The organism is Duganella qianjiadongensis (assembly GCF_009857915.1).
Classification (GTDB): Bacteria; Pseudomonadota; Gammaproteobacteria; order Burkholderiales; family Burkholderiaceae_D; genus Rugamonas; species Rugamonas qianjiadongensis.
Genome location: NZ_WWCM01000004.1, coordinates 271221 through 292285, shown reverse-complemented (window position 1 = coordinate 292285; position 21065 = coordinate 271221). Strand labels below are relative to the sequence as shown.

At 61.7% G+C, this 21065-nt stretch carries 18 protein-coding genes and 1 tRNA gene; 11 read left to right on the top strand and 8 right to left on the bottom strand.

Translation table 11 applies throughout. The features are described from left to right. Window positions 1-154: 154 nt before the first annotated feature. From GTP27_RS08695 to GTP27_RS08670, 7 genes are all read left to right on the top strand, one after another. The gene (locus GTP27_RS08695) at window positions 155-1480 is read left to right on the top strand and encodes a sigma-54 interaction domain-containing protein (protein ID WP_202416627.1); all 1326 of its coding nucleotides are present in this window, start codon (window positions 155-157) and stop codon (window positions 1478-1480) included. Between the two features lie 141 nt (window positions 1481-1621). Beyond that, window positions 1622-1798 (top strand): cytochrome oxidase putative small subunit CydP, encoded by a 177-nt coding sequence (gene cydP / locus GTP27_RS23585; RefSeq protein ID WP_202416625.1) that lies wholly within the window; start codon window positions 1622-1624, stop codon window positions 1796-1798. Then, the gene (locus GTP27_RS08690) at window positions 1795-3366 is read left to right on the top strand and encodes a cytochrome ubiquinol oxidase subunit I (RefSeq protein ID WP_161038765.1); all 1572 of its coding nucleotides are present in this window, start codon (window positions 1795-1797) and stop codon (window positions 3364-3366) included. Before cydP ends, GTP27_RS08690 begins: the two co-directional genes overlap by 4 nt. Continuing rightward, window positions 3359-4495: a cytochrome d ubiquinol oxidase subunit II gene (cydB, locus tag GTP27_RS08685; protein ID WP_161038764.1), complete on the top strand. Its 1137-nt coding sequence runs from the start codon at window positions 3359-3361 to the stop codon at window positions 4493-4495. The genes GTP27_RS08690 and cydB overlap by 8 nt, the downstream gene beginning before the upstream one ends. A gap of 28 nt (window positions 4496-4523) precedes the next feature. Then, window positions 4524-4646 carry a cytochrome bd-I oxidase subunit CydX gene (gene cydX / locus GTP27_RS08680; RefSeq protein WP_161038763.1) on the top strand — a complete coding sequence of 41 codons (123 nt, stop codon included), beginning with the start codon at window positions 4524-4526 and terminating at the stop codon, window positions 4644-4646. Further along, on the top strand, window positions 4643-4918 hold the full coding sequence (locus GTP27_RS08675; RefSeq protein ID WP_161038762.1) for a cyd operon YbgE family protein: 276 nt from the start codon (window positions 4643-4645) through the stop codon (window positions 4916-4918). The genes cydX and GTP27_RS08675 overlap by 4 nt, the downstream gene beginning before the upstream one ends. 255 nt (window positions 4919-5173) lie before the next feature. Continuing rightward, a complete protein-coding gene (locus GTP27_RS08670; protein WP_161038761.1) occupies window positions 5174-7054 on the top strand; it encodes a glycoside hydrolase family 35 protein in 1881 nt (626 codons plus the stop codon). A 48-nt stretch (window positions 7055-7102) separates the two neighbouring features. On the opposite strand, the gene GTP27_RS08665 is transcribed toward GTP27_RS08670, so the two are convergent. From GTP27_RS08665 to GTP27_RS08655, 3 genes are all read right to left on the bottom strand, one after another. Continuing rightward, window positions 7103-12280 (bottom strand): Ig-like domain-containing protein, encoded by a 5178-nt coding sequence (locus tag GTP27_RS08665; RefSeq protein ID WP_161038760.1) that lies wholly within the window; start codon window positions 12278-12280, stop codon window positions 7103-7105. Between the two features lie 136 nt (window positions 12281-12416). Beyond that, complete coding sequence (locus GTP27_RS08660) at window positions 12417-13331, bottom strand: SAM hydrolase/SAM-dependent halogenase family protein (protein ID WP_161038759.1); 915 nt, start codon at window positions 13329-13331, stop codon at window positions 12417-12419. Window positions 13332-13343: 12 nt separating this feature from the next. Further along, on the bottom strand, window positions 13344-15821 hold the full coding sequence (locus GTP27_RS08655) for a TonB-dependent receptor plug domain-containing protein (protein WP_161038758.1): 2478 nt from the start codon (window positions 15819-15821) through the stop codon (window positions 13344-13346). A gap of 189 nt (window positions 15822-16010) precedes the next feature. On the opposite strand from GTP27_RS08655, the gene GTP27_RS08650 reads away from it, so the two are divergent. Continuing rightward, window positions 16011-16415 (top strand): hypothetical protein, encoded by a 405-nt coding sequence (locus GTP27_RS08650; protein ID WP_161038757.1) that lies wholly within the window; start codon window positions 16011-16013, stop codon window positions 16413-16415. 62 nt (window positions 16416-16477) lie between these two features. On the opposite strand, the gene GTP27_RS08645 is transcribed toward GTP27_RS08650, so the two are convergent. Both GTP27_RS08645 and GTP27_RS08640 read right to left on the bottom strand, forming a co-directional pair. Next, on the bottom strand, window positions 16478-16666 hold the full coding sequence (locus GTP27_RS08645; protein ID WP_161038756.1) for a helix-turn-helix transcriptional regulator: 189 nt from the start codon (window positions 16664-16666) through the stop codon (window positions 16478-16480). Further along, window positions 16663-17082, bottom strand: a complete 420-nt coding sequence (locus tag GTP27_RS08640) for a hypothetical protein (RefSeq protein ID WP_161038755.1) — start codon at window positions 17080-17082, stop codon at window positions 16663-16665. The genes GTP27_RS08645 and GTP27_RS08640 overlap by 4 nt, the downstream gene beginning before the upstream one ends. A 190-nt stretch (window positions 17083-17272) precedes the next feature. Between GTP27_RS08640 and GTP27_RS08635 the strand changes: the two genes are divergently transcribed. Then, a complete protein-coding gene (locus tag GTP27_RS08635; RefSeq protein ID WP_161038754.1) occupies window positions 17273-17659 on the top strand; it encodes a VOC family protein in 387 nt (128 codons plus the stop codon). Between the two features lie 48 nt (window positions 17660-17707). Here the strand turns inward: GTP27_RS08635 and GTP27_RS08630 are convergent, their stop codons facing one another. After that, window positions 17708-17884 (bottom strand): hypothetical protein, encoded by a 177-nt coding sequence (locus GTP27_RS08630; RefSeq protein ID WP_161038753.1) that lies wholly within the window; start codon window positions 17882-17884, stop codon window positions 17708-17710. Between the two features lie 35 nt (window positions 17885-17919). Beyond that, the gene (gene udk, locus GTP27_RS08625; protein WP_161038752.1) at window positions 17920-18555 is read right to left on the bottom strand and encodes a uridine kinase; all 636 of its coding nucleotides are present in this window, start codon (window positions 18553-18555) and stop codon (window positions 17920-17922) included. A 243-nt stretch (window positions 18556-18798) separates the two neighbouring features. On the opposite strand from udk, the gene GTP27_RS08620 reads away from it, so the two are divergent. Further along, a tRNA-Gly gene (locus tag GTP27_RS08620) sits at window positions 18799-18874 on the top strand. A gap of 6 nt (window positions 18875-18880) precedes the next feature. On the opposite strand, the gene GTP27_RS08615 is transcribed toward GTP27_RS08620, so the two are convergent. Then, complete coding sequence (locus GTP27_RS08615) at window positions 18881-19102, bottom strand: hypothetical protein (protein WP_161038751.1); 222 nt, start codon at window positions 19100-19102, stop codon at window positions 18881-18883. Between the two features lie 13 nt (window positions 19103-19115). Between GTP27_RS08615 and nosZ the strand changes: the two genes are divergently transcribed. Beyond that, window positions 19116-21032, top strand: coding sequence for a TAT-dependent nitrous-oxide reductase (gene nosZ, locus GTP27_RS08610; protein WP_161038750.1), 1917 nt, complete (start codon window positions 19116-19118; stop codon window positions 21030-21032). Window positions 21033-21065: the final 33 nt, after the last annotated feature.

Genomic DNA, 21065 nt, shown 5'->3' with positions numbered 1-21065 from the left:
TTGCAAGTGCTTGATTCTATTCGGTAAAAAATCCGGCGCCTGGGCATGGACAGGCTGGCAGTTGCGGCTTTGGCAGCGCTTTGGCAGAGTTTGGCACTGCCACTTGACGGTTTGGCAGTGCTGCGGCAGCATGGCGAACTGAACTGGAGATAGCATGCCCACCACCCCGATTCCTATCCTGCCCGCCTTGCCGACACGCCCCGCCGTGCAGACGCTGATTTCCTTCCTCGAGCACGAAGCCCACCCCATGATCGTGCTGGACCCGGACTACAACATTCTGGCCGCCAACATCGCCTATCAACGCCAGTTCGGTCACGGCGATCAGGCCATCGTCGGCCACAAGTGCTACCGCGTCTCGCATCACTATGATTTGCCATGCGATCAGGCCGGTGAACACTGTCCCATGAAGCGGGCACAGGAGCTGCGCGGGCCCGACCGCATCCTGCACATCCACCACACGCCGCGTGGACCCGAGCATGTGGCGGTGGAGTTGCGCCCCATCTTCGACGCAGCCGGCGCCATTACCGCCTATGTGGAAAGGCTGGAAGTGGTGCGCAGCGCGTCCGCCAAGCCCAGCGGGGAAGGGCTGGTGGGACGTTCTGCGCCGTTCAATCAGGCGCTGGCGGCGATGCGGCGGGTCGCGCCCTCCATGCTGCCGGTGCTGCTGCTGGGCGAATCCGGCACGGGCAAGGAACTGTTTGCCCGCGCCGTGCATGAGAACAGCGAGCGCGAAGCGGGCCCGTTCGTGGTGGTGGACTGTTCCGGCCTGACCGAGACGCTGTTCGAGAGCGAGCTGTTCGGCCACGAGAAGGGCGCTTTTACGGGTGCCATCGCGCGCAAGGCAGGGCTGGTGGAAACCGCGCAGGGCGGCACCCTGTTCCTTGACGAGATAGGCGATGTGCCGCTGGCCATGCAGGTCAAGCTGTTGCGCCTGATCGAATCGGGCACTTATCGCCGGGTGGGCAGCGTGGAAACCCAGTACGCCAATTTCCGTCTGGTCGCTGCCACCCACAAGCCGCTGGAGGCCATGGTGGACAAGGGCGAGTTCCGTCAGGACCTGTATTACCGCATCAATGCTTTCCCTATCGTGCTGCCGCCGCTGCGCGAGCGTAGCGACGATATTCCCTTGCTGGTGAATTCCATCCTGCAGCGGATCAACTACGCCAAGCGCAAGCTGAGCGTGGCCGACAGCGCCATGGCCGTGCTGCAGCGTGGCGTATGGCATGGCAATGTGCGCGAGCTGCGCAATGTGCTGGAGCGGGCCAGCCTGTTCGCCGACGATGGCGTGATCCGCGCCGAGCATCTGCCCGCGCTGGGGCAGGCACGGCCTGTCGGCAAGCGCATCAGCGTGCAGGAAACCGGCACCACGCTGGCCGAACTGCATGCCAGCTTCCACGGCACGCGCAAGGAGCTGGCCGCTACGCTGGGACTGAGCGAACGTACGCTGTACCGCAAACTCAGGGAACTGGGGCTGGACTGACAGACGCTGCCAGACTGTCACGCTGGCAGTAAAACACTGCCATGGCAGTTGCTGGCAGTCTGACAGAGTGCGCTAAGTATTTGATCTGCATCATTTTTATCTTCCTGTTACCACTGGCACGGAATGTGCGAAACAGTGGGTATGAGACATCCTGATCATCGCCTGTTACGCCACCTGATCATCGCCGTGCTTGTCAAGCTGGTGCTGCTGACGGGGCTATGGTGGGCCTTTGTGCGGGATGCGCGTGTCGAGGTCGACACCACGGCTGTTGCCCGGCATCTGGGCGGGCCGCTCGCGACTACAGGAGAAAAACAGTGATATCAGACCAATTAGTGGATCTGTCGCGGCTACAGTTCGCCGCAACGGCTATGTACCATTTTCTATTCGTGCCACTGACCGTCGGCATGGTGTGGCTGCTGGTGATTATGGAAAGCGTGTATGTGATGACCGGCAAGGTCATCTGGAAAGACATGACGCGCTTCTGGGGCAAGCTCTTCGGCATTAATTTCGCCCTGGGCGTCACCACCGGCATTACGCTGGAATTCCAGTTCGGCACCAACTGGGCCTATTACTCGCATTATGTGGGCGACATCTTCGGCGCCCCGCTGGCCATCGAGGGGCTGATGGCCTTCTTCCTCGAATCGACCATGATAGGGCTGTTCTTCTTCGGCTGGGACAGGCTGCGCAAGGAGCACCATCTGCTGGTGACGCTGCTGATGGCCGTCGGCACCAATCTGTCGGCGCTGTGGATACTGGTGGCCAATGGCTGGATGCAGAATCCTGTCGGCGCCGAATTCAGTTTCGTCACCATGCGCATGGAAATGGTGGACTTCTGGGACGTACTGTTTAACCCTGTGGCGCAGGCCAAGTTCGTGCATACGGTGTCGGCTGGCTATGTGACGGGCGCCATGTTCGTGCTGTCGGTGTCGAGCTGGTATCTGCTGCGCGGGCGCGATGTGGAGTTTGCCCGCCGCAGCTTCCGCGTGGCGGCGGCCTTCGGTCTAGCCTCTGCGCTGAGCGTGATCGTGCTCGGCGACGAATCGGGCTACACCGTGGGCGAAGCGCAGGAGACCAAGCTGGCCGCCATGGAAGCCATGTGGGAAACCAAGCCTGCGCCGGCTGGCCTGACGCTGCTGGCCGGCATCAACGAAGCGCAGGCCCGCAATGACTGGGAAATCGAACTGCCGTGGGTGATGGGCCTGATCGGTACGCGTTCCGTCAGCAAGCAGATTCCCGGCATCCATGCCATCAAGGAAAAGAACCGGGCCCGCATCGTGCGCGGCATACAGGCCGTGCTGACGCTGGAGGCCTTGCGCCAGCGGCGTGACGATGCGCTCGCGCTGGCCCGCTTCAATGCATACAAGGCTGATCTGGGCTTTGGCCTGCTGCTGAAAAAATATGTGGCCGATGTGCAGCAGGCGACACCGGACATGATAGAGCGTGCCGTCAACGATACAGTGCCGCGCGTGCTGCCCATGTTCTGGGCCTTCCGCCTGATGGTGGGGCTGGGCATGGCCATGCTGCTGCTGTTCGGGCTGGCCTTCTGGAGCACGCTCAAGCTGGTGTGCGGCCAGTCGCGCTGGCTGCTGCGCTGGGCTTTGCTGATGCTGCCCGCACCATGGCTGGCCTGCGAGCTGGGCTGGTTTGTGGCCGAATACGGGCGCCAGCCGTGGACCATCTACGGCGTGCTGCCTACCCACATGAGCGTGTCGACCCTGAGCGTGCAGAACCTGTACGGCTCGCTCGGCGGCTTTGTCGCGTTCTACACCGTGCTGCTGATCGTGGAAGTATTCCTGATGGTGAAATTTTCCCGTCAGGGCCCCGGCAGCCTCGGCACGGGCCGCTATGACTATGAGCTGACGCACAAGGAGATGCAACATGCTTGATTACGGCACTTTGAAAATCATCTGGTGGTTGCTGGTAGGCGTGCTGCTGGTGGGCTTTGCCATCATGGATGGCCACGACATGGGCGTGGGCACGCTGCTGCCTTATGTGGGACGCAGCGATCTGGAACGGCGCGTGGTGATCAACACCGTGGGCCCGCACTGGGACGGCAATCAGGTGTGGTTTATCACCGCTGGCGGCGCCTTGTTCGCGGCATGGCCGGTGGTGTATGCCACCGCGTTCAGCGGCTTTTACTGGGCCATGATGCTGGTGCTGTGGGCGTTGTTCTTCCGTCCGGTAGGCTTCGATTACCGCAGCAAGATCCACCATCCGCTGTGGCGCAGCGTGTGGGACTGGGGGCTGTTCGTGGGCGGTGCCGTACCGCCACTGGTGTTCGGCATTGCGTTCGGCAATCTGCTGCAGGGTGTGCCTTTCCACTTCGACCAGTATCTGGTATCGACTTACACGGGCAGTTTCTGGCAGTTGCTCAATCCGTTTGCCCTGCTGAGCGGTGTGGTGAGCAGCGCCATGCTGACCATGCAGGGCGGCGCCTATCTGGCGCACCGCACGGAAGGGCAATTGCAGACCCGCGCCATACGCGCTGGCGTACTGGCCGCCGTGCTGCTGTGCCTGAGTTTTGCTGCCGCGGGCGTCTGGCTGCAGAGCATAGCCGGCTACCGCATCACCTCCGTCATTGATACTGCCGCCTTGCCCGATGTGCTGGGCAAGACCGTGGTGCGTGTAGCGGGGGCGTGGATGGACAATTATGCGCGCCAGCCCATGCTATGGCTGCTGCCTGCGCTGGGACTGGGCGGTGCGCTGCTGGCCGCGTTGCTGCTCGTGCAGCGCAGGACGCTGCCGGCTTTCGTGCTGTCGTCGCTGGCGCTGGTCGGCGTGATCGGCACGGCGGGGGCGTCCATGTTCCCCTTCGTGCTGCCATCGTCGGCTATGCCCAATGCCAGCCTGACGGTATGGGATAGCGTGTCCAGCCACCTGAGTCTGGCCATTATGTTGTGGGCGACGCTGATTTTCATGCCGCTGGTGATTGCCTACACCGCGTGGGCCTATCGCGTCATGCGCGGCAAGGTGACGACGGCACATATTGCGCGGCATGAGCATACGCTCTATTAACGTCAGCCATTTCGAAAAGGAGAAAATCATGTGGTACTTTGCCTGGATACTGGGTGTGGGCTTTGCGCTAGCGCTGGCGATCCTGAACGCCATGTGGGGCGAGAATCAGGCGGCACGCGTAGCGAGCCAAGTCGAGGAAGGGCAGCCATGAGCACGACGCAGCAGCAACAGTTCTCGCGCCTGCACGGTCCCAGTCTGGCTGCGGGCTTGCTGCTGATGCTGGCGGCGACGCTGTACCCGCCCATGTTCCAGCGGGCCGATGGCAGCGCCGATCATATGCTGGCCGCGCTGCTCTTCGCAGCCATGAGCACGGGGCTGGTGCGTGGTGTGGGCTATGTGCCAGTGCGGTTTGTGCTGCGCTGGCTATTCTCGGGCTGGAGCTGCCTGTTATGTCTGCTGTTGGCCGCAATGCTGAAAATCTGAAATGTGACCTGAGCTGGTAGATCGGTCAGCATGGGCGAAGTTGTTGCGAATACGCGACTAAAGCAAAAGTCGATCGCTTTCCGAAATGGGAAAACGAAAGATATTTTGCAGATTTGACCCGCATAACCTTCCGATTTACTTTCTTTTGGTTGACCACTCTGGGATTTGTTTTTTAGAGTCCTTGCTGTGGCAGGCGCGGCTTGCCTGTGCAGTTGTATTCTGGAACTGCCGGTTCTGCTGTGGGAGTAGCTTAAATTGAAGAAGAATCTGATCATGGCGGGCCTACTGGCGCTGGCTTGCGCTGCAGGCAGCGTCGCGCTGGCGGCGCCGGTGCCGCACTTTGCCATCGAAGGGGCGCAGTTCAAGCTGGACGGCCAGCCCTTCGTGATCCGCTCCGGCGAGATGCATTATCCGCGTATCCCTCGCGCCGCATGGCGCGAGCGCTTGCGCATGGCGCGCGCCATGGGTCTCAATACCATCACCACCTACGCCTTCTGGTCGCAGCATGAGCCGCAGCCGGGCCAGTGGGATTTCAGCGGTCAGAACGATATCCGTACTTTTATCCGCACGGCAGCGGAGGAGGGGCTGCAGGTAGTGCTGCGGCCCGGGCCCTATGTATGCGCCGAGGTGGATTTCGGCGGCTTCCCTGCATGGCTGCTGCGCACGCCGGGGCTGCGCGTGCGTTCGATGGACACGCGCTATCTGGCTGCCAGTGCGCGCTATTTCAAGCGGCTGGCAAAGGAGGTGGCCGACCTGCAGAGCAGCCGTGGCGGCCCCATACTGATGCTGCAACTGGAGAACGAATACGGTTCTTTCGGCCGTGATCATGACTATCTGCGTGCCGTGCGCGCGCAGATGCAGCGTGCCGGCTTCGATGCGCCCCTGTTCACCTCCGACGGTGGCGCCGGGCGGCTATTCGAAGGCGGTACGCTGGCCGATATTCCGGCCGTGGTCAATTTCGGCGGCGGCGCCGACGACGCCAGAGCATCGATCGCGGAACTGGCGGCGTGGCGCCCGCAGGGACTGCGTATGGCGGGCGAATACTGGGCGGGATGGTTCGACCATTGGGGCGAGCAGCACCACAGCCAGAGCCCGGAAGACGCGGCGCGCACCGTGGAATGGATGATGCAGCAGGGTGTGTCGTTCAACATCTACATGTTCCATGGCGGGACCAGCTTCGGCTGGCTGGCCGGCGCCAACTACTCGGGCAAGGAGCCATATCAGCCTGATACCACCAGCTACGATTACGATGCCGCGCTCGATGAAGCGGGCCGGCCCACTGCCAAATACCATGCGCTGCGCAGCGTCATCGCGCGCCACCTGTCGCGACCATTGCCAGCGGTACCTGCCGCGCCGCAGCCGCAGGCTATTGCGTCGTTTGCCATGCAGCCGGCTGGCAGCGTGCTGGCGCAACTGCCGCAGCTGTCGCAAGGGCAGCCATCGCGCTGGGCGCGGGCAATGGAGGAATATGGCCAGAATTACGGTTATATCCTGTACCGCAAAAAACTCGCTCAGGCGGCGCAGGGCAAGCTGGTGCTGGAAGGGCTGCACGATCAGGCCACCGTGCTGGCCGATGGCAAAGTAATAGGACGGCTGGACCGGCGTCTGAACGAAAGCACGCTGACTGTGGATCTTCCCGCGGGTACCCAGCTCGATCTGCTGGTGGAAGCTATGGGACGTATCGGCTTTGGTGCCAAGCTGGTGGACGATAACAAAGGTATTACGCGCGGCGTCAAGCTGGGTGATGAGGAACTGGAAGACTGGATGGTCTATCCCTTGCCGCTCGATAGCGCCAGTCTGGCCAGGCTGGCGCCGCAGGCGTTAGCGGCACGGGCTGATGGTCAGGCTGCCGGTGCAGACTTGGCGCCGCCCGGTTTCTGGCGCGGTACGCTGCAACTTGCACGTCCGGTGGATACCTTCCTCGATACGCGTGGCTGGGGCAAGGGGCAGGTGTGGGTGAACGGCCACCATCTGGGGCGCTACTGGCAGATCGGGCCGCAGCAGACGCTGTACCTGCCGGCCTCTTGGCTCAAAGCGGGGGCCAATGAGGTGCTGCTGCTCAGTACTGCCGCGCCGACGGCCAGCACCATGCAGGGGCTGGCCGAACCGGTGTTCGATACGCCAGCCGTGCGCTAGGCTGACACGCGGATGGGCTGCCAGCCCATCCGCGTAGCGGCCACGCTCTTACAGCGAGAAGTTCCAGTCGGCCACACCGACCGTGTGCGCCGACATCTCTGCCGCGGTGACAAAACTCTGTGCCACCTGTGCCAGCGTCTGGCCATGTTGCAGCTGGCCGGACCAGAAGGCCAGTCCGGCAGCATCGCTATGGCGTCCGAACAGGCTCTGGTAAAGCACTTCCACATCGTGGCCGGCATCGCCGTTGAAGGCGTTGCCGTGGTTCTGGCTGTATTCCTGCGAACCCAGCATGGCCAGCGCGACGTCGCCGAGCTGCGCGCCGCCAGCCTGCTTGCTGCCCCAGAAGTCCATGCCCAGATAATCGGCCTGGCGTCCCAGTATCTGCTGATACAGGCCGGCAATGGTGCCCAAGGCCGCGCGGTTCTGTATGGCCTGACTCAAGCCGCCGAAGCCAAGGTATTCCATATTGATGAGCAGAGTATGCTGGTTAGGCGTGGCCTTGGCCGTTACCAGCTGGTAGCCCTGATGGTATTCCACCGTGTAGTCGCTGGCCGGACCGGCAAAGCTGACCCGGTCCACCCCTTGTCCACCCTGCAGGATGGTGGTGCTGGCGAGGGCATCGCCCTGTACCCGCGGCGCGCCGCCGCTGACGGCGCCAGAACGGCTGAGCTGGAACACATCATTGCCGCCGCCGGCGTTGATGCTGGCCGCCATGCCGGCCATGAGTTCGAAGGTCTGCTGCTGACCGTCGCTGACGATCTGGCTGCCACTGTTGAGGTGCACGGTGCTGCTGCCGATCACGCTGGCGAAATCGACCGACTGCAGCGCGAGCGTAATCGGTTTGAGCAGGGTGCTGCAATCGATCACCAGCGCCGTATGCTGTCCTCCTTGCTGGGTGCCATTAAGGGTCAGTACCCCGCCCGTGCCGCTATCGCTGGGGCGGATAGTCTGAACCAGCAGGGCTGCATCGCCGGGCAGACTGTGCAGGAAGCTGCCGGCGCTGCCGATCAGGCTGCTCTGGGCGCTATTGCCTTGTGTGCCGGTGGCGTTGCCTATGGCTTGCAGCAGCGATTGCTGGAAAGCTGTGCTGTTGCTGCTATTGCTGCCGCTGCTGCTCAGTCCCAGACCGGTCGGCACCTGCGCCAGCAGCAGGGTATTGCCGCTGTTGCTCACCAGAGGAATATCCGCTGTATTGCCGTTGCCGCTGGAATCGCTGCGGTCGCTGGTGACGATGGGAACCTGCAACTCGGTCACATAATGGCCGTCCGGTCCCAGCACCAGTTGTTCGCTGACGGCCACGCCGTCGACCAGCGGAATCGCCGGTTCCGGCGGGCTGTCGATGGTGATGCCTAGCGTAGCGCTGGTGGCGGACTGGTTGCCGGCGAGGTCGGTCTGACGCACGCTCAGGTTGTGCAGGCCCAGACCCAGCGCGCTGCTGCTGATGCTCCAGTTGCCACTGCCGTCGGCGCTGGTGCTGCCTAGTACGGTAGTGCCATCGCTGTCGTACAGACGCACGGTGGCATAGGCTTCTGCCGTGCCGGTGATGCTGGGCGTAGTGATATCCGTGTGGTTGTCGCCCTGCGTGCCGCTGTCACTGGCGCTGGCCAGTTGCGGGGCGGAGGGGGCGGACGGGGTAGCCAGATCGATGGTGACGCTGAGCGTGCTGCTGGCAGCCGAGACATTGCCTGCTACATCCGTCTGTTTCGCGCTCAGGCTATGGCTACCGTTGACCAGGCTGCTGCTGGAAATGCTCCAGTTGCCGCTGTTGTCGGCGGTGGCGGTGCCTAGCACGGTGGTGCCGTCCGTATCGTACAGGCGCACACTGGCGCCCGCTTCGGCACTGCCAGTGATCTGCGGCGTCGCCAGATTGGTGACGCGGTCGCTGTTCGAACTGCCGTGATCGCTGGCCGCTGCCAGTGCCAGTCCCGCCGGTGCGCTGGCGCTGGTGTCGATGGTAACGGCCCGTGTATTGCTGGCGTTCGAAACGTTGCCGGCGGCATCGGTGGCCTTGGCTGTAATGCTGTGGCCGCCCGGTGCCAGCGTGCTGCCGGTAATGCTCCAGTTGCCGGAACCATCGGCACTGGCCGTGCCGAGCAGGGTGGCACCATCGTACAGACTGATGCTGGCAGAGGCTTCTGCCGTACCGCTGAACACGGGCGTCGTGTTGCTGGTAATGGCGTCGCTGCTGGAATTGCCGCTATCACTGGCGGCATTCATTGCCGGCGTGGCAGGCGCGGCGGGCGCCGTGTGGTCGAGGGTGTAGCTGGCGCCGCTAGTGTAGCCGCCGGTGATGGCTACTGTGCTGGCGTTCTGGATGCCGGTGCCGCTGCTTTTCAAGTCCAGCCTGAGCGTGCCATCGCCGCCCAGCGTATTGAGCGTGACGGTATAGGTGCTGCCGCTGCCGCTCAGCGATGCCAGCGTGGCACTGGCGTTGCCGCTGGTGGTCAGGCTGAAGTCGCTCAAGTCCACCCCGGTGACGCTCTGGTCAAACGTCACCGTATAGCTGACCGAGCTGGCGCTAGCGGCCACACTGGCCGCTGCGCCGCCGGCCCGCGCGATGCTGCTGATGGCGGGTGCATTGACCACGTTGATGGTGTAGCTCTGATAGCTGGCATTGCCGGCTACATCGGTGGCCTGCAAATAGATTGCATAAGTTCCGGCGCTCAGGTTGCTGGCAGCCTGCAGCGCACTGCCGCTAACACTGAAGCTGCCGTTGTCGGCATCATTGCTGCCGTTACCCGTGGCCAGCGCATAACTGATGCTATGGCTATCGCTAGCGCTGATGGTGGCGATGGTGGCACCGCTGGTAGCGCTGCTTTGCTGGACCGTGGTGGCGCTCAGTGCCGGTGCACTGGGGGCTGTAGTGTCGATCTCGATGCTCAGATTGCTGGAGGCCGTGCTGGTATTGCCTGCCGCATCGGTCTGCTTGGCGCTCAGATTATGGCTGCCGCTGCTCAGGGTGCTGCTGGTGATGCTCCAGTTGCCGCCGCTCACGTTGGCGCTGCCCAGCTCAGTGCTGCCATCGCTGTCGTACAGGCGCACGGTGGCACCGCTTTCGCCCGTGCCGGTGATGGTGGGCGTGGTGTTATTGCTAATGCCGTCGCTATGGTTGCTGCCGCTATCGCTGGCAGCGCTCATTACGGGCGCGGACGGCGCGGACGGAGTGCTGGTATCGAGTGTGTAAGCCTGGCTGGCGGTGCTGCCGGCATTGCCGGCCGCATCGACCACCCGCAGCTTGATGGTATTGCTGGCGCTGAGAGTGACCCCGGTCCAGCTCAGGCTGGTACCGCTGAGCATGGCATTCAGACTGGTCCAGCTATTGCCATTGTCGAGCGAACCCTGCAGCGTGTCGCTGGCACCTTTGGCGCTGCTCAGGGTGGCGCTGATGGTCTGGGCGGCGCTACTGGTGATGAAGTCGCTGGCGCTGCTGCCCGTATCGGCAGACAGGGCCATGCTACCGACGGTAATGGTGGGCGCTGTCTTATCCAGCGTCACGTCGAGTGCCGCGCTGCGCGAACTGCTCAGGCTGCCGGTGGCGCTGGTGGTCATGGCATACACATGGTAGGTGCCGTCACCGAGGCCGGAAGTGCTGATCGAGGATACGCTCCAGCTGCCCGACGAGAGCGTGGCCGTGGCGGTGGGGTCGGTGCCGGCATCGTAACTGCCGTTGGCATTGGCATCGATGAATACGCGTACGGTGCTGCTGCTGTCACTGCTGGCACCGGTGCCGCTGAAACTGAGCGAGCCGGCATTGGTCAGCTGATCGCTATTGCTGCTGCCGCTGTCGCTGGCGGCAGCCAGCGTGGGAGCACTCGGTGTGGCGGGGGTGACGCTGACGCTGATGGTGCGCGTGCTGCTGCCTGTGCCGTCGCTGACCTGCACGGTAAAACTGTCGGTACCGGCATAGCCTGCGGTGGGGGTGTAGCTGATGGTGCCGCCCGGCGTGATATCGCTGCTGCCGGTCGCGGCCGTGGCGCTGCTGAAGCTCAGCGTGCCATGACTAGGGGCGGTGTACTGGGTCCAGCTCAGGGTCTGGCTGCCGTCAGTATCGCTAGCATGCAGCACGCTGGCGGCCGAGGTGGCACCGGCATTCTGTGCGACAGAGAGTGTGGTGGTGGCGCCGATAAAGGTGGGCGCGACGTTGCTGCCGACGGCGGAGCTGGAGTAAGCGGAAATCGAAAAACCTTTCAGCGCCAGTTCGTTGACATAGTTACTTGCAGCCGTGGTGTAGTACACCCGGAAGCTATCGATACGCACACCGCTAAAGTTCGAATAGCTGAAGTTGTAGTCGTCTTCGTAGACATTGGTACTGTTATGCGTGGACGTGCCGGCCACCTGCACGCCATTGGCCAGACCAACCACATACACATTGCTGAAGTCGTTTCCCGACGAGTCTTGCCAGCTTTCAAGATCGCCGATGCTGGCGCTAGTCAGAATGAAGCTGCCGGTCGCGTTCAGTTTGATCTCGAGATACGCCCCGGTGCTGGCGCCTTGCCATCCGCCTTCGGCCCAGATTACGCTGCCGTCAGTATCCAGATAATTATGCTGACCATCGAGGTAGCTGATTATGGTCCAGTTGGCGTTCCGCAAATCTGTATAGTTAGGCGCCACAGTGAAATTCGCTAAACTCTGCGCCCCGTTGCTGACGGTCATCAGCAGGCCACTATAGCCCCGCATGGCGGCAGGGCTGAATGGGATACGGGCTTGCATGCTGTTGCTGTGATAGTCGAGCAGCCAGTCGCCGCCCAGTGCCGCTGCACCAGTCGGGCTGCTGGAAGCAGCGACGGGTACGCCGCATCGATGTGCCAGCGCTGCGGCAAGCTCACCACCGTCGGCGGCAATTTCGCAGCCGTACAGCAGGATTTCTGCCTCGGGCGCCAGCGCTGCCCGTATCACCTGCCACTCGGCGCGGTAGAGGTCGAGCTTAGCGATGGTCAGGCTGACGCTACCTAAAGATAGCTGGCCCGCTGCGCCGTGGCTGAGCAGATGGAGTGCCGTGATATTCCGCTGCTGGGCCAGCAAGGCTGCAATCTGGCGTATCCCGTCAGCGGCCGGATCGAGCAGATGTACCTCCGTTTGCGCTGCCAGATCATGGAGCAGCGTGGCATGGTCAGCGACGTCGCCCATGATGAACAGCAGCGTGCGCTGTTGCTGATGTGCGGACAGTTTTGCAGGTGCTAACAGGAAGGCAGGGGAGATGGGGGAGGCAGACGGGTGGTTCAGCATGGATAGTTGCAGGGTGCTATTTGGAGATGAATGTTTCTTGCATGATTTTTGGCATCCTGCCTCTTGTCCTTGAATTGAGCAAAATTGTGCGGGATGCCGAGTGGCATGGCGCGCCGCTACGGCGCGCCTTAGGGGATTATTTGACTTTGCTGATTTCCACTTCCCAGTCCACACCCGATTCGATGTGGTGCTGCTTGGCGTAGTTGCCCTGGCTAATCGCCACAGCCACATCGAGCAGACTGTTCAGATAGACCAGCGGCTTGCCCTGCGCCACGCCGCCAAACGTGTGCTCGAACGGTGCCACCACTTTATTTACCTGCTTGCCTTTGTGCAGGATGCGCACCTGTACCTTGTCATGCAGGCCGATCTTGAGTTCGTCGAACAGCGCCTTGGGGATGTTGGTCCAGACGTTGCCGTATTTGACATCGAGCACAGGGATAATGCCGCGCAGGGTGTCGCCCTGACGCACGGCTTTCTGGTAAGCGATTTTCACTACCGAAGCGCTAGGCAGCACGGGACCCACCTGTTCGAAGCTGATCGCACCGGAAGCCAGACGCGCACCCACATAGGCATACACGTCGCGTCCGTGGAAGGTGTAGGACTCGCCGGAGCCGGCCAGACGGTTGACGTTCTCGTCGATTTCACGCAGTTCGGCCACGCCGTCGCGCTCCGCGATCAGGGTGAACAGGCCGTTGTCCGGGCCGACAAAGTAGCGCCCTTCGCGGGTTTTCAGTACTACCGATTTGCGGCTGGTGCCTACACCCGGATCGACCACGGCCACGAACACGCTGCCCTGCGGCCAGTAGTTGGCGGTCTGGTACAGCCGGTAGGCGCCGAGCCAGATGTCGTAGTCCGGAATGTTGTGGGTGAGGTCGGAAACCTGCAGCTTGGGATCGACCCCGAAGGCCACGCCATGCATGGCGGAGACGGCGCCGTCGGAAGTACCGAAGTCGGTCAGCAGCACCAGCGCGTTGCTGGCATGGGCTTGCGCGGCCAGCACGGTGCTCAGGCAGGCGGCGGCGAAGAATTTGCTTAGCTGTTTCAATGTCATAAAGTTCCCCGATTAAAAGGTGTAGCGTACGCGGCCATAGAAATAGGCCCCGTTGACGCCGATAGGATTGATGAAGTTATAGGGCAGGGCGCCGCCGTAGCTGGCGCTATTGGTCTGGCGCACGCGCTCGGGATAGCGGTCGAACACATTGTCGGCCCCTACGGCTAGTGTAAGCTGGCGGGTCAGCTTGTACTGGGCTTCCAGATCGACCGACCAGACGGCCGCAAACGACTGGGCATGCACGCCATCGACCAGCGGCGCGGTGTCATCATAGGAGAAGTCCTGCAGGGCGCCGAAGCGGGTGGCGCGGGCCTGCAGATTCCAGCGTGCAGCCTGCCAGTCGGCACTCAGTACCAGCTTGTTTTTCGGCGAGGCGTTGCGGATGCGGAACAGATTGTTATCCGTCAGCAGCGTCAGTGCAGGATCGATTTTGGCTAACGCACTCGATGCCTGATGCACCTGATCGATGCGGGTCCGGTTCAGATTGAGCGCTGCGTTCAGGTTCAGGGTACCGCCAGCCAGCGGCAGGTCGTGGTTGAGCACAGCATCGAGACCGGTGGTGCTGGTGTCGAGCAGATTGGCCAGATAGGCCACCGACTGGATATCGCTGCGGCCTATGCTGGCCAGATAGGCGGTGGCAGCATCGCTCTGCAGATCGCTGCTGCGGGTGATGCGGTCGCGGATTTTGATGCGATAGCCGTCCAGCGTGAAGCTGGTGTGGCGCTCGGGCCGCCATGCCAGCCCCAGCGACAGATTGGTGGATTTTTCCGGCTTGAGCGGCTGGGCACCGAAGCTGCGCGCCAGCGCATCGCTGGCCGGCAGCAGCGAGGCGGTCTGCACGCCGCTGCCATCGCTGTTGAAATTCAGGGTGGAGAAGCGGAAGCCGGTCTGCACCAGTGCCGGCGCGCGGAAGCTGTTCGACAGCGAGCCGCGCAGCAGCAGGCTGTCGCTCAGCTTATAGCGGCTGGCCAGCTTGCCCGTGCTGGCGTTGCCGAAGTCGCTGTAGTCGGAATAGCGCACGGCTCCCTGCAGCAGCAGACGGCTGGTCAGGCTGGCCTCGGCATCGGCGTAGACGGAGCGGATGGAACGGCTGCCGTCGAACGTATCCTGCGGGCGCAAGCCGGGACCGGCCTGGGCACCGGGCGGCGCATCGGTGATCAGACCGGCCGCGTAGGAGGCCGCATCGCCGGGCGAACTCTGATAGGTTTCATGCATGAATTCGGCGCCCACAGCCACGCTCACAGGAGTACCGAGACCGGCATCGAATTCGCGCGTCAGGTCGGCATTGAGGGCGTTCTGGCGGAAGTCGAAGGTGGCCAGATGGAAGCTGGTCGGGCTGCGCTCACCGAGCGAAGCATTGACCGAGTTGCTCAGGTCGTAGTGGAACAGGTTGCCGCCGTGGCGTGCGCTGACGTCCCAGTTCCAGCCCTGCGCACTAAAGCGCGCACCGGCCACCGCGCTGACATCACTCATGTCGCCGTGGGTGTCGGGACGGTAGCCTTGCGGATACAGGGCCAGCACATTGCTAGGGTCGCCCGGGTAGCGGAAGAATGCGCTGCCGGTGGATTTGCGCTGGTTCGCCGTGGCGAAGGAATAGGCATCGACGCCGTTTTCCAGCGGCAGCATGGCGTTGTAGAACAGGTAGTTGTTATTGCTGTGCGAATCGCCCGACTTGAACACCACCTTGCCGTCCAGTGCCAGATCGGCAGGCGTGGAGTTCCACGAAGTCCAGCCGGCGTCGCTGAAACCGGCGCGCTGGGTAGCTGCTCGGCTACGGGTATCGGCACCGAAGCGCAGGAAGCCCGCATCGCCCAGTGGTATGCCGTAGTCGGCACTGGCGGTTTTGGTCTGGCCGTCGGTCTTGGTTTCGTTAGTCGGCTTGAAATCAGTGTGGTTGGCGCCGTAGCCCAGCGAGGCGGAGCCGCCACTGCGGGCATTTTTCAGCACGATGTTGATGACGCCGGCCACGGCATCGCTGCCGTACTGGGCGCCCGCGCCGTCGCGCAGAATTTCGATGTGGTCGATGGCGCCGGGAGGGATAGCATTGATGTCCACCGGCACGGTGCCGGCAAAGCTGCTTTCCGTATCGAGCACGGCGCTGGCGTGGCGGCGCTTGCCGTTAATCAGCACCAGTACCTGATCCGGCGCCAGCCCGCGCAACTGTATGCCGCGCACGGAGTCGGCCGCACCACTCGATTCGATGCGAGGGAAGTTGATGGATGGGGCCAGGCTTTGCAGCGCCGCGCCCAGCTCGCCGCTGGACAGGGCATTTTCCACTTCATGCGCGCCAAAACGGTCGATAGGCACAGCACTGTCGAACACAGTGCGGTTGCGCGCGCGCGAGCCCACCACGGTGACCTGATCCATTGCGGCACCAATGCTATTGGCTGGCGGGATGGCGGTTTCCTGTGCTTGTATCTGGCTAGAAAGCAGGAGCGCGACGGCAAGCGCGCTGCGGCGCAGCGGCAGTGGCGGGAGTGTGTGATGCATGATGAATTCCTTGCTGGAAAAAAAACCAAAAGTCCATGTTACGTGGCGCTACATTATTTTATCAACAAACAATTGTCTATATGCTTATGCAGCAGGGTGAGGCGAAATTGTCGAGTTGCACAAAAGGCTATAGGATATGTCAATCCTCCGCACGCGGAGACATCGGATAAATAAGATAAGGAGACAGGAATGCTGAGAAAAATCGGAATACTTGGTGCTTTGCTGGCGCTGGCCTGCGGGCTGGCCCATGCGGGCGCAAATCAGGTCAGTCTGGCGCTGGAGTTCGAGCGGATAGAGCCTGTAATGTCGGGCATCAGCCATGTGCAGCGCAGCGAAAAGCAGTTGCTGCTTGATCTGGATAAGAAAACCATGGTGACGCTGGATAATGGCTGGGTGATCGAACTGACGGGCAAGGACAGCAGCAATGCGGTGGATCTGGCGCTGACCATACGCGACTCGGCGCAGGCAGCGGCCAAAGTGGTGGCTCAGCCGCGCGTGCTGGCCAAGCTGGGCGAGACTTCGAAAGTCAGCTGGACCCGTGGTGAAGAGAAAATGTCGCTGGCGATCAAACCCGCCAAGCCGGCTGGCCAGTAAGCGACAGCAAGGATGTGCAATTGCGCGGCCGGATGCTTGCATCGCCATCCAGCCGGCATATTTCACAGGCTGAAGATGTCTTCGATGGCCAGACCGAACAGACGGGCGATGGCGAAGGCCAGCGGCAGGCTGGGATCGTAGCGCCCCGTTTCGATGGCGTTGACGGTCTGGCGCGATACAGTCAGCTGGTCCGCCAGATGGGCCTGGCTCCAGCCCCGTTCGGCGCGCAGTTCGCGGATGCTGTTGTTCATCGCCGCGCAGTCCAGCAGCGCAGCAGGCCCGCAATCGCCCAGGCACTGCCCATGATGCCCCAGACTACAAACATGCTGAGCCGCGGATAGCCAGCGTTTTCCAGAAAGCCGTAGGTGAAGGTGATGGCGGCGGTGATGGCTGCGGCCAGACTCAGGCTTTCCAGCGTGAGGCGGCGCTGGTATTCGTCCATGCGCTGCACCTGCCGTGCGATGGCCCAGATCATCAGGAAAAAGCCCAGTACGGGCGCCGTGAGTGCAGCGGTTTTCAGCAGGCCCTCGGCCATGCCGGGGCCATACATCAGCGAGGGCACCATTATGGCCAGATAGATGGCGATGCTGCTGCCTAGCTCGCGTAGATATTGCTGGCTGTGTTTGCGTTCATTGGCGGAAAAACGTGGTTCTGCAGAATTGTGCATCACTTCCTCCATCAGGTTGTAAAGTATGCTTTACATATTAGGAAGGACTGCGCCGTATGTCAAGCAAACTTTACATGCGGGATTTGCGCGTTTCCGGTACTGTGGCAATCATGTCAGGAAGGTCATCTATTTTCGCAGTGAAGTCGTGGCCCGGTGTAGACTGGTAGTCCTATCACGACGCGAGGCAGGCATGAAACGGGTAACGGGTATAGGCGGTGTTTTCTTCAAAGCGAAAGATCCGGTCGCATTGCGCGCCTGGTATAAAACCCATCTGGGGGTCGATGTGCAGGCATGGGGCGGTGCCGTGTTCGACTGGACTGACGCCAACGGCCAGCCAGTTGCCGGCGCAACGGCATGGACCATCTCGGCGGACAACGGCAAGGAGTATGCGCCCAGTACGAGCTCCTTCATGATCAACTACCGTGTGGCCGATCTGGACGCTTTGCTGGTGGCCTTGCGTGACGAGGGCTGTCATGTGGTGGAAGTGGGCGAACCCTCGGAGTTCGGCAAGTTTGCCTGGGTGATGGACCCGGAGGGCAATAAGGTCGAACTGTGGGAGCCGGTGCCCGGCCAGTAAAACTGCGCCGGAAGCGGTAGCGAAATGGGGCGCGAGTGCCGCCTTATTTCATTTGCCGCTACTGCGGGCGGGCCCGAGTAGCGCCACCGCAGGCAGGGTCAGCGGCCCCAGCACGGCTGCCAGCATCGCCCGGGCCGGAGTGATACGGATCTGGCGTTGATGCGCAATGAGGTGGCAGGCGATATTGGACAGGGTCCAGATCAGGGCAATAGCGTAGGTACTCACGATAGAACTCCTTGCTAGGCTGGCGCACGGCGGAATTATTTGAGCTGGCTGATAACGCTGGCGACCTTGGTGGTGATGACATCTACCGCCGGGCCGTTGGCGCCGTGCGGAATAATAACATCCGCGTAGCGCTTGGTCGGCTCGATGAATTGCTTGTGCATGGGGCGCACGGTTTCCATGTACTGCTTGACCACGCTATCGACAGTGCGGCCGCGTTCCGTGATATCGCGCTGCATGCGGCGGATAAAGCGCACGTCGGATGCTGTGTCGACAAAGATTTTCAGCGACATCAATTTACGCAGGTCGGCATCGTACAGGGCGAACAGGCCTTCGATGACGATGACGGGCGCCGGTTTCACGAGGATGGTACGGTCCGAGCGATTGTCGATGGTGAAATCGTACTCGGGCATGTTGATGGTTTCACCGTTGCGCAGCGCCTGCACGTGCTGCACCAGTAATGGCCAGTCGAATGCCTGCGGGTGATCGTAGTTCTGCTGGCGCCGTACATCCGGCGAGAGGTGGGTCTGGTCGCAGTAGTAGTCGTCCTGCATGACGACGGATACCATTTCCGCGCCGAACGAAGCGAGCACCTGCTGGGATACTGTGGATTTGCCGCTGCCGCTACCGCCAGCGACGCCAATAATAAAGGGCTGGTAAGAAATCTTGTTCATGCCGAATGATACCGGAAGCTGGCACTATCCGGTAGATAGTGCCGCGCCCGCCAGACCGCATGGATGCTGCTCTGGCAGCCTATGCAGCGTCCCGGCCCGCCTGTTCCGGCCGGGGCCGCATGGGCGACTCCCAGTCTACCTGCAGGGGAAATTTTTCCGGCTCCGGCTTTTCACTATTGACCACCTGCCAGGCTCTAGCTATAATTCTCCCCGCTTTACGACATGTGAAGCACATCACTCCAAGCGGGAGTAGCTCAGTTGGTAGAGCGCAACCTTGCCAAGGTTGAGGTCGAGAGTTCGAGACTCTTCTCCCGCTCCAGAATTCTCAAAGCAGCCCACGGGCTGCTTTTTTCATTTTCGTCCCCCTTATTCGCTGCGCTGAAAAATCCGCGCGCTGCCACAGCGCATGGCGGGCCGTGTTGCGTCGGATCATGGAAAAACGATGATCCATATCATTCTTGTATTTATTTCCTGCCCGCAAAATGCGCGGTGTCGGCGAGCTGCGTGGTGCAGCTTCGGCATCAACCGCATACATAGATGCATTCAAGGGAGAACTTCTGATGGACAGCAAGAATAAGGATTTGGCTGACGCAACGACATCCGCACGTCGCGGCTTTCTCAGCAAGAGCGCAGCGCTGGGCGTAGCCGGCGTGGCCGCAGGCCTGACGGCTTGCAAGGACGATGGCAGTGCAGCCAAAGGCGCTGCTGCCGGTGCCGCCAAGGCGGCTGGCGGCCACGAAGTGGCGCCGGGCCAGCTCGATGAATACTATGCTTTCATCAGCTCGGGCCACAGCGGCGAAATGCGCGCGCTGGGTCTGCCATCGGGCCGTACGCTCAAGCGTATCCCCGTATTCAATACGGATTGCATGGTCGGCTGGGGCGTGACCAACGAATCCAAAGCTATCATGGGCACCAAGGCCGACGGCTCGCTCAAGTACACCACCGGCGATACCCACCACGTGCACGGCAGCTACAAGGACGGCACCTATGATGGCCGCTGGCTGTTCGTCAACGACAAGATTCATTCGCGTCTGGCGCGCGTGCGCATAGACACCATGGAATGCGACAAGATTGTGGAACTGCCGAACGTGATGGGCTTCCACGGCATGTTCCCGGACAAGTGCGATCCGGTCGACAGCAAGATCAACTACACCACCCGCGTGTTCTGCGGCGGCGAGTTCCACATTCCGCTGCCTAACGATGGCCGCGATCTGGAAGATCCGACCAAGTGGGGCGCGCTGTTCAGCTGCGTCAATGCCGAGACCATGGAACTGATGTGGCAAGTACGCGTGGACGGCAATATGGATCTGGTAGCCACTTCCTATGACGGCAAGCTGGCAGCATCGAACCAGTACAACACCGAGAATGCGGCGGACCTGAGCGGCATGATGTCGTCGGAGCGCGACGCCTGCGTGTTCTTCAACATCGAACGTATCGAGAAGCTGGTCAAGGAAGGCAAGTTCAGCACCATCGGCGGCTCCAAAGTGCCTGTGGTCGATGGCCGCGCCGCTGCCAACAGCGATCCCAAAACCGCCATCACCTGCTACGTACCGGTGGGTAAAAACCCGCACGGCGTGAACGCCAGCCCGGATGCAAAATACTTCGTCTGCTCGGGCAAGCTGTCGCCAACGGCCACCGTGATCGATCTGGCGCTGGTGGCCAAATGGTTCGCCGGCGAGGTGAAAACCCCGCGCGATACCGTGGTAGCGGAACCGGAAATCGGTCTGGGTCCATTGCACACCGCCTTCGACGGCAAGGGCAATGCCTACACCTCGCTGTTCCTCGACAGCCAGTGCGTGAAATGGAATGTGGACGCCGCCATCGCCCAGTTCAAAGGCGACAAGAACGCCAAAGTGATACTGGAAAAACTCGATGTGCACTACCAGCCGGGCCACAACTATTCGTCCATGGGCGAAACCAAGGAAGCCGACGGCAAATATCTGAACTCGGGTAACAAGTTCTCCAAAGACCGCTTCCTGCCGATCGGCCCGCTGCATCCGGAAACGGAGCAGCTGATCGACATCAGCGGCGCCAGCATGAAGCTGATCGCCGACCACACGGCGTATTCGGAACCGCATGACGGCATCATCGTGCGCCGCGATGTAGTGAAAACCCGCCAGATCTACAACCTCGACGACTTCCCGAATGCCGTGAAGCCGGAGACTGCCGGTATCGAACGCAAAGGCAACAAGGTGCATGTACGTCTGATGTCGGTAGCACCGGCCTACAGCATGCCAGTCATCAAGGTCAAAAAAGGCGATGAAGTTACCATCACCCTGACCAACCACGACAAGGTGGAAGATCTGGCGCACGGTTGTGCACTGCCTACCTATAACATCAACTTCATCGTCAACCCGCAGGAGACCAAGTCGGTCACCTTCAAGGCGGACCATGCAGGGGCGTTCTGGATGTATTGCACCCACTTCTGTCACGCGCTGCACCTGGAAATGCGTAGCCGCTTCCTGGTAGAAGCCTAAGCCAGCAGGGCATGCCGGAGACAAACCGGCATG

Excerpts from the sequence above, each read along its gene's own strand:
- GTP27_RS08695 (WP_202416627.1), top strand. The coding sequence starts at position 155 with ATGCCCACCACCCCGATTCCTATCCTGCCCGCCTTGCCGACACGCCCC.
- GTP27_RS08655 (WP_161038758.1), bottom strand. The coding sequence starts at position 15,821 with ATGCATCACACACTCCCGCCACTGCCGCTGCGCCGCAGCGCGCTTGCC.
- GTP27_RS08650 (WP_161038757.1), top strand. The coding sequence starts at position 16,011 with ATGCTGAGAAAAATCGGAATACTTGGTGCTTTGCTGGCGCTGGCCTGC.
- GTP27_RS08645 (WP_161038756.1), bottom strand. The coding sequence starts at position 16,666 with ATGAACAACAGCATCCGCGAACTGCGCGCCGAACGGGGCTGGAGCCAG.
- cydP (WP_202416625.1), top strand. The coding sequence starts at position 1,622 with ATGAGACATCCTGATCATCGCCTGTTACGCCACCTGATCATCGCCGTG.
- GTP27_RS08675 (WP_161038762.1), top strand. The coding sequence starts at position 4,643 with ATGAGCACGACGCAGCAGCAACAGTTCTCGCGCCTGCACGGTCCCAGT.
- GTP27_RS08665 (WP_161038760.1), bottom strand. The coding sequence starts at position 12,280 with ATGCTGAACCACCCGTCTGCCTCCCCCATCTCCCCTGCCTTCCTGTTA.
- cydB (WP_161038764.1), top strand. The coding sequence starts at position 3,359 with ATGCTTGATTACGGCACTTTGAAAATCATCTGGTGGTTGCTGGTAGGC.
- GTP27_RS08635 (WP_161038754.1), top strand. The coding sequence starts at position 17,273 with ATGAAACGGGTAACGGGTATAGGCGGTGTTTTCTTCAAAGCGAAAGAT.
- cydX (WP_161038763.1), top strand. The coding sequence starts at position 4,524 with ATGTGGTACTTTGCCTGGATACTGGGTGTGGGCTTTGCGCTAGCGCTG.
- GTP27_RS08640 (WP_161038755.1), bottom strand. The coding sequence starts at position 17,082 with ATGCACAATTCTGCAGAACCACGTTTTTCCGCCAATGAACGCAAACAC.
- udk (WP_161038752.1), bottom strand. The coding sequence starts at position 18,555 with ATGAACAAGATTTCTTACCAGCCCTTTATTATTGGCGTCGCTGGCGGT.
- nosZ (WP_161038750.1), top strand. The coding sequence starts at position 19,116 with ATGGACAGCAAGAATAAGGATTTGGCTGACGCAACGACATCCGCACGT.
- GTP27_RS08660 (WP_161038759.1), bottom strand. The coding sequence starts at position 13,331 with ATGACATTGAAACAGCTAAGCAAATTCTTCGCCGCCGCCTGCCTGAGC.